This window comes from Streptomyces sp. NPDC058697, assembly GCF_042715345.1.
Taxonomy (GTDB): Bacteria; Actinomycetota; Actinomycetes; order Streptomycetales; family Streptomycetaceae; genus Streptomyces; species Streptomyces liliifuscus.
Genome location: NZ_JBHXSU010000020.1, coordinates 61346 through 80113, shown reverse-complemented (window position 1 = coordinate 80113; position 18768 = coordinate 61346). Strand labels below are relative to the sequence as shown.

At 69.7% G+C, this 18768-nt stretch carries 8 protein-coding genes; all 8 read left to right on the top strand.

Features of this window, described 5'->3' with window-relative positions; all coding sequences use genetic code 11:
• The first annotated feature begins 36 nt into the window (after positions 1–36).
• The 8 genes from ACFWXQ_RS34755 (at position 37) to ACFWXQ_RS34720 (ending at position 18753) form a co-directional block, all read left to right on the top strand.
• Positions 37–387, top strand: a complete 351-nt coding sequence (locus tag ACFWXQ_RS34755) for a hypothetical protein (protein ID WP_383944919.1) — start codon at positions 37–39, stop codon at positions 385–387.
• Positions 387–2846, top strand: a complete 2460-nt coding sequence (locus ACFWXQ_RS34750; protein ID WP_383944916.1) for a phage portal protein — start codon at positions 387–389, stop codon at positions 2844–2846. Before ACFWXQ_RS34755 ends, ACFWXQ_RS34750 begins: the two co-directional genes overlap by 1 nt.
• Positions 2847–2887: 41 nt before the next feature.
• Positions 2888–3133, top strand: a complete 246-nt coding sequence (locus tag ACFWXQ_RS34745; RefSeq protein WP_383944914.1) for a hypothetical protein — start codon at positions 2888–2890, stop codon at positions 3131–3133.
• A 116-nt stretch (positions 3134–3249) separates the two neighbouring features.
• Positions 3250–15447, top strand: coding sequence for a hypothetical protein (locus ACFWXQ_RS34740; protein ID WP_386269959.1), 12198 nt, complete (start codon positions 3250–3252; stop codon positions 15445–15447).
• A gap of 8 nt (positions 15448–15455) precedes the next feature.
• Complete coding sequence (locus ACFWXQ_RS34735; RefSeq protein ID WP_383943351.1) at positions 15456–15725, top strand: hypothetical protein; 270 nt, start codon at positions 15456–15458, stop codon at positions 15723–15725.
• Between the two features lie 96 nt (positions 15726–15821).
• Entirely contained in the window at positions 15822–16484 is a 663-nt protein-coding gene (locus ACFWXQ_RS34730) for a hypothetical protein (RefSeq protein WP_383943354.1), read from the top strand.
• A gap of 14 nt (positions 16485–16498) precedes the next feature.
• On the top strand, positions 16499–16708 hold the full coding sequence (locus tag ACFWXQ_RS34725; protein ID WP_359843143.1) for a hypothetical protein: 210 nt from the start codon (positions 16499–16501) through the stop codon (positions 16706–16708).
• 59 nt (positions 16709–16767) lie between these two features.
• Positions 16768–18753 (top strand): NUDIX domain-containing protein, encoded by a 1986-nt coding sequence (locus ACFWXQ_RS34720; protein WP_383943357.1) that lies wholly within the window; start codon positions 16768–16770, stop codon positions 18751–18753.
• The last annotated feature ends 15 nt before the right edge of the window (positions 18754–18768 follow it).

The following is an 18768-nucleotide window of genomic DNA, read 5'->3' as shown; positions in this document are numbered from 1 at the left end:
CGACACTAACGCCGCCCACTGTCCAAGGTGCGCGGCGTGACTACTCAGCGAACCTCCTGGGCGCTCGCCCGCGAAGCAGCCGGCCTGATCCTCACCGCGTTCGGCACGCTCGGCGTCCTCATCGCGCTGGGCATGATCCACCTGCTCCTCGGCCTATCCGCAACCATGGCCGGTCTACTCGTTGCGGGGACCTTGACCAAGCCGGAGCCGGACGCGCCCCGGTGGGCTCCCAGGCTGCGTTACGCAACCTGCGGTGTCGCCTTCGCAGGACTGGCCGGCTGCGCCTTCGCCCTGTACCTCCCCCTCGGTTTCCTCTGCGTTGCTCTCACGGCGGTTCTTGTCGGCCTGTGGCTTTCCAGCCGTGAGCCCGCAGCTGAGGGGGCTTGATGCCCCGCCGACTCTTCCCCGCACTGCGCGGTCTGCTCGTCCCAAGGACAACCGCGCCCGCAGCCCCTGCGCCAATAGAGACCAAAGACCTACTGGCCGGTGGCGGCGTCTACACGTCGATGTCGTACGCCGGTGTCACCAACGTCTGGGGCACTCCAGGCCGCGCTGACGGCTGGGACATGGAACGCGTCATCGCCGAGGGCTATGAGCGCTCAATCTGGACCTTCAAATCAGTTGAGGCGATCAGCAAGCACACCTCCACCCTTCCGATCCAGATCGGCCGCGGCGGTGACGAGCGGGAGTTCGCAGAAGTCCTAGAGGACCATCCGATCCTGCGTCTGCTGAACAAGAAAGCCAACCCCTTGGAGACCGGTGACGTCTTCAAAAAGCGCCTGTCTGCGCAGCTCCTTCTGTCGAAGAAGGGCGTGTTCATCGAGAAGACGTTCAGCCGCGGGGGCGTGCTGACCCGGCTCGACCTGCTGCCACCAGACCGCGTCCAGATCATTCCGGACGACGAGAACGCAAGCTACGTCAAGCACTTCGAGTTCACGGACTACGCCGGGCACATCCGGGAGCTCAAGTCGAAGAACGTCATCTGGCTACGGGATCCACACCCGACCGACCCCTTCTGTGGCGTCACCCCGCTGGAGGCCGCAGGCCTGTCGGTCGACCTGGACATCAAGGCCCGCACCTACAACATCAGTTTCATCGACAACGATGGCCGCCCCGGCGGCGTCATCGGCATCGACCTCGATGGCGTCGACTCGGGCGAGGTCGACCGGCTCCAGAAGCGCCTCGCCCCGGGCGCCCACAACGCCGGTCAGCTCACCCTCGTCGGGACCGGCCCCGGAGGCGTGTCCTACGTCGACACCTCCGCGCGGCCCCGCGAGATGGCGTACGAGACGCTCTCCAGCGTCGCGAAAAACGAGATCCTCTCTGCGTTCGGTGTGTACGAGAGCATCATCGGCAACGCCTCCGAGCGGACGTTCAACAACGCCGACCGCGAAGAGTGGAATTTCTGGGCGCACACCGAGCTGCCCCACCTCAAGCTCATCGCGTCGGCGTTCGACCCCGACCTGCCCGACGACTGGGAGATCCGGTTCGACACCAGCGGCGTGCAGGCCCTGGAATTCCCGCGCCGTCAGGCCCGTGAGGAGGCCCGCGAAGAGTTCTCTGCGGGCCTGATCACCGTCGACGAGTACCGGGAAATCGCCGGCCGCCGCCCGTTCAACGTGCCGCAGACCCGCGCCTTGTGGATCAACCCGCAGAAGGCACCCATCCCGGCCACGAAGCAGGACGCTATCGAGCTTGGGCTCGCCGAGCCACCGCCCGGTGCAGGCGAAGGAACGGGCCTGGGACCCGGGTTGGCTCCGCCCGCGATCGGCGGGGACGAGTCCGCCGCCACGTCGGTCGAAGCAGCCCGAGCACTGGAACCGGGCCCGAGCGCTACGGACGACGTCACTGCCGCCCGCGGCCAGGCGCCCCTCGAACTGCCCGCCGGGCAGGGCGCCACCGCGGCGGACGCTGTCGCGGCTGCCCGCTCAACGATCGCCGAAGCACCCTCCGGGGATGCAGCGGCCGACGTCGCAAGCGCCCGCATCAGCCCCGCCATTGAGCAGCAGACCGGCCCGGCGCACGAAGACGTCGAGACTGCCCGCCAGCCCGAGACGAAGGCCCTCACCGGGCAGGGTTTCGAGGTCACCGACGACGACTATGACGACCTGGCCGAAGCCGTGGAGGAGGCCCTCATCGCCCTCCTGGCCAAGCAGGAGGGCGTCATAGCCGCGCGGATCCGCGCCCCGAAAGTCCGCAAGCACACCCGTTTCTGGGAGCCCGAATACGACAACGACACCCGCGGCGGTGATGCGAACCTCGACGAGGATCGCATCGTTTCCGCCGCACGCTGGGCGGAGGAGACCACCAACGCTCTCGCCCCTCTCCTGCAGCGGGCAGCCACCCGTACCGCCCGCAAGCTGGGCCAGACCCTCACCGGCACCGACACGGTGCCCGCGGCCGCCATCGCGGCGGCCCTGATCATCGCGGCGTACGCCGGCGACGCCGTGACCACCTTCCTCAGCGAACTGGCCGACGTCCTGCGCGACACCCAGAACGCGCCGGACCTCGACCTTGAGTCCCTCGTGCACACCGTCGGCGGCTTCTACAACTCGGCCGTGCCCGCCCTGGTTGCCCGGGTCGCCGAGACGTGCGCGGTGTCCACCATCAACGGGGCTGCGGACGCTGCGGCGGAGTCCGCAGGCCCGGACATCGTCCGGACGTGGATCACACGCCAGGACGACCGTGTACGGCCCGCGCACAAGGCGCTGCACGGCACAACGCTGTCAGTCGGCACGCCGTACACCGCCGACGGATTCCAGCTCCGCTACCCCGGCGACCCCTTCGCCCCGATCGCCCTCACCATCAACTGCCGTTGCCGCCTGCACTACGACACCGACGACTAAGCCAGCACCCCCTCGCCCCGCTCTCACCGCCAAGGAGTCCCATGAACCGCCTGATCAGATTCATACGCAGAAACACCAGCGCAGTCCTGTGGGGCGGCTGGGCCCTGTTCTTCGTCGTCTACGAGTCCATCGCCCTACTCAACAGGAAGGATGGCGACACCCTGAGCGAGAACACGCGAGGTCTCTTTCGTATCCGCAAGTCGAAAGCCGGGCGGGCAGTGTTCACGGTGGCCATCGCGGGAGGCGCGGTGTGGTTCCTGCTCCACATCCTCACCGAGACGATGTGATCGGCCCACGGGCCCCGATAGCCAGATGCGAGCTCGGAGGCCAAGGGTGCGGCCGGAGACAGCCCGTAGTGGGTAGCGCGCGACGCTAAGCACCCGCGGTGTGCATGGTCCGCGGCATGCTGAATCGCCCCGCTGAGTCGCAGGACCTGAGTGACGGTCTAGAGGTCAAAGCCGCCCGCCGCAAGTGGAACCCCGCGCTGCACCCGCGCGACTCAAAGGGCCGGTTCATCGAGACAGGCGGCACGGTCCGCCTGTGGGGCGGCAAGCTCGCGCGCGTAGTCCGCGCACTTCCCAACGACCGCATCCTCGTCCAGGACCAGACCACACCCGGCGAATTCACGGGACGCAGGCACACCACTAGCGCCAAGTGGGTGTCCATGGTCGCCCGCCCCGACGGCTCCGCGCCCACTGAGAACGAGGACAAGGTCGTCGCGGAGGACGAGAAGCGCCTCCAGGACCCACGCCGCGGCAACGGCGTGGCCCGAGACGACGACGGCGACCCGAGCACCCCCAACGACCCGCACGACAGCGACGACCAGGGCCGCCCCATCGGCAACGACGAAGACGGCGACGGCCCCGACGACGATGACGACCAGGACGAGCCCGCCGACGGCCGCCACCCCGTCAACACCGCTGCTCTGCCCAACCGGCAGCACGCGGCCGGCGCCCGATTCACCGACACTGCGGCGGTCCGCCAGCACTTCACGCAGCTCGCCGACCGGCCCGGCCAGAACCCGGACATGTCAAAATTCCTGCGGTCCGTCGCGAACGACGACGACCTGCAGACCAGCAACAGCGGCCGCCTGGTCGTCCTCCGCGACGACGAGACGCACCGCTGGTACTTGTCATCGGCCGGCACCGGACAGCGCATGGGCCTCGCCGGAGACTTCGACAGCCCGCAAGAAGCCGCCCAGTTCGCCGACCACCTTGAGGCCACCACTCGTACCGATGGCCCGAACGGCGCACCGTTCGACTTCTCCGACCCTGACGCTGACAAGACCGCCGGATCCTGGAAGTCCAGCAAGGGCGAAAACATCCCGGCCGCCATCAAGCGGACCCGCCAAGAGTTCGACGCCGCCCGGCCCGCCCCCGCGGCCCCGCCCACCGACAGCAACACCGTGGCGACCGTCAGCCGCGGGGACCTCAAGCCCGGTGACCACATCAAGGTCACCGTGGCCAGCAGCAACGTCGAATGGCCGTCCAGCACCCGGGATCAGGACAAGCCGAAGACGGTCACCGTCGAGGGCACGCTCGCCTCCACCTACGACGAGAGCAGGTGGGCGCCCCTGCTGGACGCCACCCTGACCACCCCGGACGGCACAATCATGACGTCGGGCGACAGCGTGCGTCTTCGGAGCCTTCCAGGCCAGGTGGCGGTGTCGGGCCACGCCGACGACTACGTCCCTGAGCCGGTCCGTGCTGACCGCGTCCGTGTCGGCGACGTCGTCGCGGGCGGCGAGTTCGGCCACGTCATCACGGACGTCAACCGGTACCCCGAGGGGCGGACCTTCACCACCCGCCATCTCGGTGGTCGCCGTGAGGTCCACCAATTCGGCGCGGACACCGGCGACATGATGAACATCATCCCGAGGGCCCGCCGCCGCCCGGAGGACGTACAGCGCAGCACGAACCGAATGGAGCAGCACGCCAACAGCGCTGACGCCAAGGGCGCGGCTGCGGCCGTCCTCAAGGACTGGGCCGCAGCCAACGAACTCACCGATAAGCAGTGGCCGGACGGCGCGCCCGAGGCATTCCGCGCCCTGGTACAGCACTTGCAGAACGTCACGGACGAGCCCAAGGGCGCTGAGGGATACCGCCGGAACAGCCAGGCCATGCGTGGGGCACTCGCCGCCATCGACGAGTTGGACACCGACGGCCTGGACCGCGGCATGCTCCAGGCGCTGCACCGCCTTGAGGAGCGCCTGGACGAAAACGCCGACCGGTTCGAGGCCGACTCCCGGGCGATTACGGAGAACAAGAAGAGGCGAGAAGCCGAGGCCAACAACCCCGGCGACGCCGGAGAACAGTCTTCCGGTTCAGCCCCGTCGGGCGGGACCGAGTCGTACGACCCGCGTTTACGTGAGGAGACCGACGAGAACGGCAGCATCACGTACTACCGGACGCCGCAGGGTGTCAGCCGTGACGTCGGTGGACGTTTCGGTGTCGGCGAGCCGGTACGTAGCCCGCAGGGCGAGACGTTCATCGTTGTCAGCGGGAACGACGACGGCACGGTCAACGGGCGTAAGGAACCGTTGAACAGCGACGCGCCGCTGGGACGGTCCGAGACGTTCCCGGCGGACGATCTGCGGAGTATGGACGGGTTCCGTCCCTGGCGGCTGGATGCCGCGCCAGCTGCGGCTGACGACGGCACCCCGAGCCCGGATGACCCTGAAGTCAGGTTGAGCCCTGATGAGGTCAACGCGCCCGCGGCCGCCGCGCGCGCCGCCAAGGCCCCATCCGCGATGAACGATCCGGAGATCCGCGACGAGATCGTCTCCCTATTGGAGGCGGAGATGGCCAACGGCGGGGAACTGTCAGGCGTCGACCGCACCCGGCTGCGGGTCCTGGAGGCGGAGGAGGCCCGCCGTGCGGGCCGCAAGCCGAAGGAGGACCCGAAGCCGAAGGCGAAGCCCGTAGCTGAGCCCGACGGCATGTTCGATGTCGGAGGCCAGGAGGAGGAGCAGCGACAGGCCGCCGACTTCAACAACCCGGACGACCAGCCGGCCGACGCGACCGGCACGCCCGACATGTTCGCGGCCGCCGAGGGCCGAGACACCAGCAACCTGCGGCCGCCGCAGATCCGCGCACCCATCGACCTGCAGCAAGGGGATCGGTTCGTCGACGCCGACCGGCGCACGCACACCGTGGCGCAGAAGCCGGTACGTACGGGCCGTGGCCGGGTCCTGGTCGTGACGGAGGACGGACAGCAGCACTTCCTTGCCCCGGACACCGAGATGCGGGTGCTGTACCCGGACGAGACCGCCCCCGAGGTACCCAAAACAAACGGCCCCGGCGGCAACACCACAAGCACGGACACGCCGGAGGGCGACGACCCGTCCCCTAACGTGCCGGAAGGCGAGACGACGTCGGCCGCCGACGAGGAGACCGCCGCACCGGAGGAGACCCCCGCACCGGACGCTGCAGATGCCTCGCGCAACACCGACACTCCGACGGGTGACGAGCCCGCCGCGGCCTCGGACCAGATTGTCATCGACCACAGCGGCACCGGGACCACCGTCCGCTTCCCCACGCCGAACGGCATGGTCAGCGACACCGAGTTCGAGGCGCTGCAACGGATGGGCTTCAAGCCCAGCAGGAACAGGACGCAACCGCGGTTCTTCTACCTGCAGAGCAACACGACGCTGTCCCGCCGCACGGAGAAGGTCCGCCAGCTCAAGAAATGGCTGGACGAGCAGAACCTCGCCTACCAGGAACCGACAGAGTCAAACGCCGCGAAGCCGGAGCTCACCGAGGAGCAGCTCGAACAGATCAAGGATCAGCACTTTGCCCCCGCGGGCACCTGGGCGGTCACCGACTTCCAGCCCGGCGACGAGGTATGGATCGGTCGTCAGTGGGACACAGTCGACTCGCTCGGCCCGAAAAACCTGCGCCTACAGTCCCGCGGTTCCATGGCGTACAACCGTGTCCTTGCTCGGCGCCGCGGCGACCAGATCCGAACCATGTTCGACGCCCCGGAAGACGACGGCACGCCCCGCCCGGGAACCACCGACCCGAAGCAGATGCACGACGAGCGGATCGCGGAGGAGCTGGCCCAGCTTCGCGGCGCCGCTCTGCCCGAGGGCAACGACCCGTCAGCACGGGCCGTACGCCGACAGGTCAGCGGTCGTATTCAGGCCCTCACCGACCGGCAGGCCGAGCTCGAATGGGAGCGCCGCCGCAACGAGAGTGAGCGCCGTAGCCAGTCCCTCCTCGTGCGGCAACCGGAGCGGCTCGCTGAGAGGAAGGCGGAGCAGGTCCAAGGCCGCGACGGTACCCCCCTGGGCATCGTCTATCCGGAGAAAAAGGGGAAGTGGCGCATCGTCGACCGCGACGGCCGCCTGCCCTCCACTGAGACGTATCCGACGCGCGCGGTCGCCATAACCGCCCTCCACAGGATCACCAATATCCGCAACGACCGTGCCGGAGAGGGGTGGAAGCACTCCGCGTGGGACGACGTCCGGGCGGGAGACACCATCCGCGTGCCCGAGCTGGGCCGCATGGAGAGCACCGGCCGCAGCATCGTCACCGGCTGGTCGGAGCCACTTGAGGTATCCGAGATCAGCCGGGGAGACCTGGGCCAGGTCCTGCTCTCCGGCCGCCGCGGCGACGAAGACGTCACGCTCGAAATCGGTCGCGCCCACGCCTCGTACGGCACGTCCAAGCCCGGCACGGTGCCCGACCGTGAACGCAGCGACGCCGGCGGCGGCATGCCCTGGCAGCAGATGCGCCCCGAGGACTTCGGCCAGGACGAGACCCCCGCCCCGGCCGCCGACTCGGACACTCCGCGGCCCACAGACGAGTTCGGCACCCCGGACCTGATCGCCAACGGGCAGACCGACGACACGGACGCTTCCGACGATGCCACGGCGCCCGACGCGCCAATCCGGGACACGTCACCGGCGGACATGACCGACGACGACATCAGCGCCGAGCTTGAGGAACTGCAGGCGTGGCAGGACCGGCACGTCGCGAGCACCGGGGAAGGCCCGCGGACACAAGGCAACCTCATGCTCGCGCTCTCGCCCGTCGGCAACCGCCGGGGGCACCTGTGGGAGGAGCGCCGTAAGCGCGAGAGCGCCCGCAAGGATCGGGAGAAGCGGGAAAAGGAGAAGCAGGAGAGGGCGGAAGCACTAGCGCGGGCCGAGATCGGCAAGCGCAACGCCGACGGCTCGTATCCGGTGACCGTCGACGGCGAGGACGCTGGCACCGTCAGCCAACTCGCCCGCAAGTGGGAGTACACCAACGCCGAAGGGCACAGGTCTCCCGACTTCCACCCCAGCCGCGCCGACGCGGTGGCCGCGCTCGTCCGCAATGTCGACGTCAGCCAGCAGAACGCTGACCGAAGCGACCGGCAGGAACAGGCCCGCAGCGAGACCCCCAACGGGTGGGTTCTTGGTGACCGCGCCGACGTCGCCGAGAACGACATCATCCGCGTGCCGCGTATGCGCACCGACCAGAATGGCAGGCCGTACCCCGAGGGCTGGGGCGAGCCGGTTCGTGTCCATAGGGTGGAGCGCAGGGACGACGGCACGGCGATCGTGAGGTTCTCCAACTTCGACGGCTCGCACGCGTGGGGCTCGCCCCTCTTCCTGGACGGCCCCGACGACACGTTCGCGTGGGCCAGCGACCGCACACGGCCGGAGCCGACCCCAGCATGGCACCACGAACTCCGTGCCCGCATGGCCGACATCGGCGACGACATCTCCACGCTGCAGAACAGGGACGGCCTACAGGACCCGGAGCGCATCCAGCGTCTGCAGGACGTCATCCAGCGCGTCAGCAGGGCCGAGACGGACGATCTACAGAGCGACCTCCGCCAGATCCGCGACGAGGCCGCATGGATTGAGGGTCAGTTCGACGACCCGGACCTTGAGCTGCCGTACGAGACGCGCAGGACCAGGTCGTGGGCCACCGCAGCCCGTATGAAGGCCGAGCGGGACCTTCGGTATTCGGACTTCCAGCAGGGGAGCATCGAGGGGCCGTCCACTGTCGCCCCTGAACCGGAGCGCGACGTCCGAAGCAGCCGGGCGCAGGACCTGTTCGGCGAGGGCATGAACGCCGTGGGCGGCGACTCACTGCCGGAGATGCAGGAACTCAACGACCGTCTCGACCGCGTCGACTCCGCCGAGGACCGGGACGCCGAGCTCCGCGACATCGCGGACCGCATGGACGCGCTCGCCGAGCAGTACGAACTCGCCGGACCGCAGGGTGAACTCGCTGCCGACCGGTTCCGTCGCGCTGCGCGCGTTGCCCGCGGCGAGCAGGACGACCGCGGTGAACGCCGCGGTGACGACGAGGACCAGACCGACGACAGCAACAGCCCCGACGGCGAGTCCGACGACAACCAGGACGACACCACCAGCACCCCAGAGGGCGAGGACGGCGACGGCGGGGCGCCCGACCCGGTAGGCGGGCCTGATGGCGGGGGTGCGGGCACGCCCGAAGCTCCCGGAGATGGCAGTGGCCCGGGTGGCAACGACGACGGCCCCGGCAACCGATCCGACGACGAACAGGACCGTCCGGACCCGGACGAGGAAGACGATGAGGACCAGCGGGAGCGTCGGCGTCGCAGTAACCGCGGTGGCGGCAACGGCGGCCCCGACGGGGGCCGCCCCGGAGGCCCTGGCCTGCCGCACCTTCGGGTTCCGGAACTCGACGCGCCGGACACGACCGGCGGGAGTGGCGACAACGGCACTGGTGGAAACGGTGGAGTGGGCGACAGCGGCCGGGGCCGGTCGTCTCGTCGGCACGCCGATATCGAATCCCTGCGCAACGCCTGGAAGACCGGCGAGGGACTCACCCCGGCCGAGGACACCCCCGAACGGCGCGCTCTCCTTGCCGAGGCCGCGGACCGGGAAGGTCTCACTCTGTCACCCGAGGGCGGGCTCGTCATGTGGCCGGAGCCGCAGGTCGACGGCACCCCCCTGTGGCGCTTCGCCCAGGCCCGCAACGGCACGAACCTGCCCGGCATCACCCTGTCCGCCAGCGATCCCGAGGAAGTCCGGGCACTCGCCGCCCGGTTCGAGGAAATCACCGATGCCAACGGCGACCCCTTCGACTGGAACCGGCCGTGGGGCCCCAGCAGCATCACGCAGTGGCGTGACGGAGAGGGCCGCAACCTTCCCGGCGCACTGAACGCGGTACGCGACGACTACGAGCGTGAGCGGGTCGGCGGGTTCACACTGCCCGAGGACCTCACCACCTTGAGCAGCGAGGAACTGGACGCCGCATTCAGCCAGGGACTCGGCCCGGAGGACCAGCAGCGCGTGATGGCGGAGATGGACCGCCGCGACAACTTCGTCGACGCGCGGGTCCGTGCGGCCGCGCCGGAGACTCCGCCCGCGAATGCCGAGGAGACGGAGAGTCGCAGCCGCGCCATGGACGAAGCGCTGAACCAGGGCGGTGCGACGGTCACGCAGCCCACCCCAGCCACCCCGGGAAACCTGCGCCGCGAGTTCGACGCCCTCGACGAGGAGCGCTACCAGGCCGCGCTGCAAGTCACCGGTGGGCGCATGCTCAGCCCCGAGGCCGAAGCCGAAGGCGTCGACCCACGCGACTTGTTCTCCCACCGCAAGTTCACCAACAAGCGGTCCGAGGAACTGGCGTCGGACGAACTGCGCGAGTGGTGGAACAGCAACGGCCGGATGACGTACGCGTCGTACCGGCAGCGCGAAGCCGACCGTGTGCTGCAGGCCGAGTTCGCTGACATCGACGAGGCCCGCTACCTGGCCGCGATCGAAGCAACGAATGGATACTTCGTCGATCGCAGGTACAAGTACGACGACACCGTCGACGAGCGGACCCTGTTCTCCGGCGGCAGCCTGTCATCGCGCGACCGGTGGAAGGAGTACGCCAGCGAGGAACTGCAGGAGTGGTTTGACGCCAACGGCGGCCGCCTGACGTTCAACCAGTACAAGCAGAAGCGCCGCGACGCCGCGCGCATCGATCTGCAGGAGCACCAGGAGGAGCAGCGGCGTGCCGCCGAGACCGGTGAGCCGGTCGACGATGGCACCGTCACGGCCGCCGACGTCACCCCCGCCCCGCCGTTTAACGCCCTGCGCGTCGAGAGCGAGGAGGACGCCGGGTTCCGCTTCGGCGGCCGCGACCAGATGCAAGCGTTTGCCGACCGGGCCGAGATCCGTCCCAGCGGGATGGGCGACTCCGAGTCCGTGTGGTTCAACGGCCAGCAGATCGGCTCAATCTCCAGCCTGCGCCAACCCAGATCCGATGAGTCGCCGGTATGGGACGCGCGTCCCTTCTTCGGCCTGGGTGTGGACCGGCACAGCCGTTCGCGGAGCCGTGACACGGCCGTCGCCAACCTCGTTGTCCGCGCGCTGCAGGACGGCACCGCGGACCCGGCGAACCCGAGCGACGACGTATGGGACACCGTCAGGGCGAACCTGGCAAGTATCCAGAATGATCTTCCGGAGCTCCCGCAGGCTCTACGGAACGCCCCGGAGACCAGCGCCCGCTACGAGCGGCTCAAGGACACGGTCGACGCGTTCCGTGACCGGCGTTCCCCGAGCGGGGACCTCCGTCAGGACCTGGTGCAGGCGCGCGATGACTTCACATGGCTGCGCCAGGCTCTGGACGGTTCCAAGCGGAACCAGAAGCAGCGCGACGAGATGTCCGAACTGGGCAGGCGCTCCTTCTGGGCGGACCGCATCCTCGACGCTCTCGGCGATCCGGACAACGACGTCGAGCGGCCCCGTGGTGACGACGAGGAGCAGACCACCAACATCCCGCCGTCCCCCGAGCCCCCAGCGCCGGACGAGCCCGTGAACACCCCGGAGGACACCCCGCGACCCCCGGCCGAGCCCGCCCCGGAGCCGGAGCCGGAACCGATCGGCGGCCGGCCCGCGCACTGGGCCCGGGTCGAGGACTTGGTGCCCGGCGACATGGTCCGCATGGACGGCACCACCAAGAAGGGCAGGCCGATCCAGCGCGCGGGGTACGTCTACACCCCGCCCGTACGCGTGGAAGTGACCCGCCGCGGCCGCACTCAGTACGAATGGCGAACCTGGGTCACCGAGAACTCCGACGGAACCGGCGCGGCCGCGAACGTCTACACGTCCGCCAAGGCCACCGCGGCCCGCGCTGAAGCACCAGACAACCTCGCGCCTGGGTCGCCGGTCAGTGGCGCCCAGGCCTCGCTCCGCTCCGGTGACCTGCCGAACCAGATTCCGGCAGACCGCCACGGCCGCGGCCTGTTCCCCGGCAGCACCGTCACCGGCCCCAACGACCGTGAGGGCACTGTCACCGGCGCCACCGACACCACCGCGGCGGTGCGCTGGTCGAACGGCGACGACACGCCGTCGCTGTCGCCGACCACGCTCACCGTCACCGACAGCCAGCGCCCCGACGGCTGGACCCCCTCCGGGCAGCGCGTGACCACGCAGCACATCGTCAGCGACACCGACGGCGCGCTCCTGGGCCCCGTCGACACCGTCGAAGGCGACAACGTCACCGTCATCACCGCCGACGGTTCCATCACGCGCAGCGCCGGAGATCTCCGCATCACCGGGGAAGTCCGCGACGACGTCCCCGCGGTGGCCCCGGTTGCCGCTCTCGACGAGCCGGCGGCCTCGGATCTCAAGGACGGCGACGTCGTGCTCCTGGACCTCGACGGCAAACTCGCCACCGTCGCCATCACCAGTCCACCCGACCGGGACGGAGACCGCGTCACGCTGCAGTACGCCGATACCACCACGGGCGAGATCGGAGAAATCAACGTCGACGCCCGCGCGATCCTCCCGCGCGCTCAGGGTGCAGACGGGGGCGCCCCGAACCTCGGTGCGGACGACGCCCCCGAGCCGGACGACGACTTGGTCGTGCACCCGGCGCCGCATGTCGTGGATCCAGTGACCGGGCCGACCATCGACCCCGGCCTGACCATGGGAGACCGGACCGTCATCGACGACCAGGCCGACGGGCCGGACGACAACCCGGATGCCCACCAGGCAGCAGTCCGGATCACCTCGGACCTTCCCGTCACCCCGGAGCAGGCCATCGCGCTCGCCTCGCAACTGCGGGCCACGGCAGACCCCTCCACGTCCGAGGGACGTGCCGCTCTGCGAGCTGCGGACCACCTCGACCGCGCGGCGGGCCGGAACCCGCCCGCGGGCCTCGACCGGCCCCGTCCGTCGAACGCCGCTCAGGTCAGCGACGGCGACCTGATCGCGATGCCCGACGAGCGCCAAAGTGACCAACTGCGCACCTTCCGTGTCATCGATGCCGAAGACGGCCCCGGGGGCGTGCGCAGCTTCCTCCTGGAGGACGAAAACCAGCAGTGGCGGCGCCGACTCGTCCACGGAGCGATGCCCGTATGGCAGCTTCCCGAGGCCGAGCCGGACCCCGTCACCCCACCCGACGCCGACGACACCACCCCGGACACTTCCGCCCCGAGTGCTCCCAGCGCTCCGGATGAGCCCACGGCCCCCGTTGCCCGGATTCGCCCGGGAGGCCTGCGTATCGGTGACGTCATCGACGCACCCGTGAGCCGGACCGGCTACCAGCTCAACGGCCACCACCGGCTGACACTCATCAGCGAACCGCAGCACAGCGGATGGTGGATGCAGCTCACCGGCATCGACGAGGACGGCAACGTTCACGACTTCGGCCTGCACAACGGCCGCGCCGTGAACGTCTACGACCGCAACCGGCCCACCCCGGCCCTCCCGCCGGTCGGAACGCCCCGCGACCCGAATCAGACGTCGCAGCCCGACATCGACCGGATGGTCAGCGACCACGCCCGCACCCTCGCCGCCCGCATCATCGACGAAGCCGTCGCAGGAACGGAGCCGCCCGCCGATATCCACGCCCTGCGCGAGCAGATCGCCGAGCACCTCACGGACGACGCCCTGAATAGTGCCCGCCAGACAACTCGCAACGACGGGCTCGCCGCGCTGGACGCCGCAGGCATCACCGGCCGAGACCGGGGCGCCGCCCGGCGCCGCCTGCGGGAAACCCGCGAGCGGGTCCACGCGGAGACCGTGCGGGCAGCCCTGCGCACCATCAACGACCTCGAACCGCTCCCAGGCGAGAGCAACGAGGAACTGGCGGCCCGCGCACGGGACTTGCTGCGCCTCATCCCCAACCAGGTCGCCACGAGGCCCCCGGCAGCGCCCCCCGGCGCCGACCCGGCCGTCAACCGGACGGTCACCGGCCACGCCGGCGACGCAGTGAAGGCGCTTCTGCGGCAGCTCCGGGCCGCAGGAGTGGACCCTGGCGACGCCGAACGGATCACCCGCATCCTCACCCAGCAGATGGCAGGGTCCCGGCAGTCGACCGCGCGTCGGATCGCGGCCCGGGTTGCCGCAGCGTCCCCGGACGCAGGACGGCAGCCGGGCCTCCTCGCCCGGATCGTGGCTCTCCTCATCCGCATGGCCAAGCGGCTCTCGGAACTGGTGAAGGCGAGCGCCCAGAAGATCGCAGAGAAGTACCAAGGTGCACGGGAGCGGCTGGCCCGCCTGCGGGCGTTCCTCGGCCGCATGGTCCGCCGTGTCCGGCAGTGGCCGGAAGCTCGACGCCTTGCCCGCCTGCACCGCGCAGTGAACCTGCCGGACGCTGACGGCCAGACGCTGGCCGCCCGGATCTCTCACTGGGCTGGCCTGATGCCGGAGCCGGGCCGCTTCGGTCAGGCGCAGCGGCGCGTCACCCTCTGGCGCCCGACCACGTGGGGGCAGCTCGCAGCCGGTCATCTCCCGGACCGGTCCGACCGTGTCCAGTGGACGCCGGACCGGGCGGCCGACGGCGGCCCCGGCCTGACCGCGCTTCGCCACATGGCGGCTCTGCGGGCAGCCGGCCGTGACGTCGACCAGGACGTGACCAGTCGTCTGTCCGCCGCACTCGGCGACGACTTCGGCGACGATCCGCACGCCACGCTGCAGGACGCGGACGACTACGTGGCCACCAGCGAGCGGCGCCTGGTCGGTCTGCAGGCGGCCCGCAGCGGCGCGACCATTCCGGACGACCCGGATCTGGAGGTCGAGATCGACGCGGCCCGTACGGAGTTGTCGACCGCTCGCCGGCAGTACGCGGACCTGCGAACCCGTTATGCCGCCGCGGTGCCCGACGCCGTGGCCGCGGCCCTGGCCGATATCCGGGACATGGGCCCCGAGGGCAGCTCCGCTCTCGTGTTCGGCCCGGACACAGATCCGGACGCGGAGCGGGCTGTGCGGGGCGTGCAGCGCCTCATCCCGCGCGCATGGCTCAACACGGCCGTGGCGCGCCGTGTGACGGCCGTGAACGGCGCCCAGGGCGGCTACGAGCCACAGGGGCAGCGGATCACCGTTGCCGACCTGGCCGACGCGGGCATGGGCACTGCCGGGTACGCCCTGGCGCAGCACCTCGCCCGGCACTTCGGTGATCTGGATGCCGCACAGCGCGCGTTCTTCTTCACCAGGACGCACACCGGCAGGCCGGGCGCCCGACGGATGCAGCTGAGTGCCCTGGAACGCCTGCTGCGCCGCCAGCAGACGCAACCGGAGACCGGTGACAGTCTCGCAAGATCCATACAGGCGATGTTCAGCGGCGACTGGTACCAGGACGACGACTTGCGTGCGTTCCTCATGGGCCTGATGGCCACCAGGTAAGGAGAGCAGTGTTCACCGTCACCGGTGCTTTCGACGATGCAGCGACCTACACAGTGCAGATCACCGGGAGGGCCGCCCGCCCGGTGGTCGGGTCGTACCGGGCCGCGGAGCTCGTGAAGCTCCACGAGGGGGCGACAGTTGCACTGTCACCGACCGGCCCCATGGTGGCCGTTGCGGGAGACAACGAGGCTTCCGTTCTCGCGGTGCTCCGCGAATACACCAACGTCATCGAGGAGAGCGGAAGTGCACCGAGTCAGGCGCGGGTGCCGGGCATCTGAACGGGTTCCAAGATCATTCTTGCCCAATTGGACAAGGCTGATCTTGCTCTGATGGTGGTGGCGACACTAGCTGTCCCGCATGCCCATTCTCCGCCCGTGACCAGATACGGATTCGCCATCAAGGCCCTTCCCAACCCCAAGGGCGGTAAGCCGTTCGGGGACGACGAGAACGAAGAGACCGCGGGCGCCGAGAGGACCTCCCCGGGCAACCTCGAATCGGGCAACCCCGGCGGGGAGCTGCCCGCAGCCCCTGCCGGCAACCCGCCCGTGGACCCGACTGCGGACGATGAGCCCGACAAGCTGGCCGATGCAGCCGCTGCAAGTTCACCGCCCGGCGCAGAGACCAGAAGCGACCCGGCGGCCACGGATGCACCCCCCGAAGGGGAGGGCGGAGACGAACTGCAGCCAGACGCCCCGCCGCCCCCGGACGGCGACGCCAGGCCCTGGGCCGGCGACATGTACAGCGAGGGCGACGAGAGTGACCCAGAGGCCGCGTTCGCCGCCTACACGGGCGTCGACGGCGAACAGGCTTGGCTCGACCGGGCCCCGGACGCCACACTGACCGGATGGCTGCGTGATTCCACCAGCCAGGTGTGGCGCTACACCGACGCCGACGCCTGGGCGGCCGACGTCGAAGGCGCGCAGATGACCCGCACGCACGGCCCCGAAGAAGAGGGCACGGACACCTCGCAGGAGCCCGCCAGCCCGCAGCAGCCCGACAACCGCGGTGTCCAAGACCAGATGTTCGCAGGCCAGTAAGAGGAGCGAAGACAGTGGAGCTCGACCGTCAAGCCTTCCAGGCACTCCTCGATGAGGGGAAGGCTTCGTTCGCCAACGGCGACCCCTACGATGCGTGCCCGTACGACAGGAACGGCGACGCCGAGGCCCAGTTCGGATACCGCTACTGGGCCATGGGGTGGGGAAGGGCCCGCGCGGCGGCTGAGTCCGTAGCCGCGCAGCAGGCGGCCAGCACAGGACACTAGGCAGACGCGAACGGCACGGTGCCCGGCGGCCCACTGTCCACCGCCGGAGGATCCCCGCCGTGCCGACCGCCGCTCCACCGTCCAGATCCGCAGTACCCAGCACCTTCCAGCGAGGCACCAGCCGGGCAATCTACGCCGTCACCGGTGTCGTCGATGAGGTCAACGACCTCATCGTCCCCGGCGCCTTCGCCCGCACCCTGGCCGCACGGCCCGTCAAAACCGTGTGGCACCACGGGTGGAAGGACCCCGTCGGAGTCGTTCTCGAATGCGAGGAGTGGCTGCCCGGCGATCCGCGATTCGCGAGCATCCCCGACTGGCCCGCCGAAGCCGGCGCCCTGGTCGCCACCGTCGCCTACAACATGCGCACGCGCGCGGGCCGCGACGCCTACGAGCAGGTCAAACAGTGGCATCAGCACAAGCAGGCCGCGTTCTCCATCGGCTTCCGCGTCGCAGAGTCCGCCGCGAGTCTGCGCAGCGACGGCGTACGCGTCATCCACCACCTGGACCTCTTCGAGGTCTCGCCCGTCCTGCACGGCGCCCACCCCCTGACCCGCTCCCTCGAAGTGAAGTCAGGCATCGGCCAAGCCGACCACGACGCTCTTGAGTACAAGGCCACGCCCTCTCACGTCGAAATCGACATCGCCGCATCCGCGCAGAGCGAGGACGCCGTCAAGGTCGCGGGCCTGGTCGTGAAAGCCGCCGACACCGCCCGCATCCTGATGATCCAACGGGCCCTCGACGACGACGATCCAGCCTCCGGGACGTGGGAGTTCCCCGGCGGACATCTGGAAGAGGGGGAGGACTCCCTGGCGGCCGCGCTGCGCGAGTGGCAGGAGGAGACCGGCTCGACGCTTCCCGGCACCGCCTCCATCGTTGGCCACTGGACAGCCCCGACCGGCATCTACCGCGGCTACGTCGCAGTAGTACCCACCGAGAAGTCCCTGCCGATCAACAGGCCGCACGACGAGCGCGGCGTGGCTAACCCCGACGACCCCAAGGGCGACGCGCTGGAAGTCACCGCCTGGTGGCCGATCACCTCTCTTCCGGACATGCCGCTCCTGCGCCTGGAGTGCCGTGAAGCTCCATGGGCGCTCCTGGCCGGCGCCGCCCTCCCACAGGCCCCGCCCGAGAGGCCGGTCAGCGCCTTGTCCAAAGAGTTCACCGACGGAGTCTTGAACCAGCTTGCGGCCCTCGGCGGCGCCGAGAAGAAGTCCGCGCACGCCGCGGTGAGATCAGCCCGCGCACTGCCGCCCATCGAGCACAAGTCGATCCCGGCCCGCACGCTCCCGCGCGTCGCGCACAAGTCAGCCCATGCCACGGTCCTTGAGGCCAAGAGCAAGCACACCGCCCGCCTGGAGGCCCTCGCGATGTCCCCCCAGCCCCTGCCCGAGTCGCAGGAACAGTTCCGTACCCGACTTGGCGACGCGGTCCGTGAACTGCTCGACCAGGGAGGCGATTCGTGGACGAGCATCGAAGGCACCTACCCGGACCGCGTCATCGTCTCCGTGAACAGCGAGGAGCCGGGCCGCAGCAGCCACTACGCGATCCCGTACACCGTCACGCCGACGGGCGACATCACGCTCGACAAGCCGCAGCCCGTCGAACTGGCCACCATCGTCGTGCCCGACGGTGCCATCGCCCACCGGGCCGCCACCGCGGACGAAGACATCGACGCCCGCGTCGTGCAGCCCGTCGTCGGAGCGCTGGCCGACGCCACCGCTCGATTCAGCAGCACCACCGCCGACCCCGGCCAGCTCAAGGACGTCCGCACCAAGGTTGAGGAGCTGATCGCCGCACTGTCGGAGAAGGGACTCGACATCGGCAAGGACGAACCCGTCCCCGGAGGCCAGCCTGATGCGGCAGAGGGCCCACTCGGCATGGACCTGTGGGACGAGGACACGTTCGAGGACGAGGACCTCACCGGCGTTGCGAACGAGGACGACACCGACGACGAGGAAGCTCCGGAAACGGCCCCTGAGCCGGAGGACACCGTGCGCCTGGACCCGGACGAAGTGGAGTCGACTCTCGCATCCATACGGGTCTGAGTTGCGGCACCCAGA

Bases quoted from the DNA above. Each gene is read 5' to 3' on its own strand.
- ACFWXQ_RS34750 (WP_383944916.1), top strand. From the start codon at position 387: ATGCCCCGCCGACTCTTCCCCGCACTGCGCGGTCTGCTCGTCCCAAGG.
- ACFWXQ_RS34745 (WP_383944914.1), top strand. From the start codon at position 2,888: ATGAACCGCCTGATCAGATTCATACGCAGAAACACCAGCGCAGTCCTG.
- ACFWXQ_RS34740 (WP_386269959.1), top strand. From the start codon at position 3,250: ATGCTGAATCGCCCCGCTGAGTCGCAGGACCTGAGTGACGGTCTAGAG.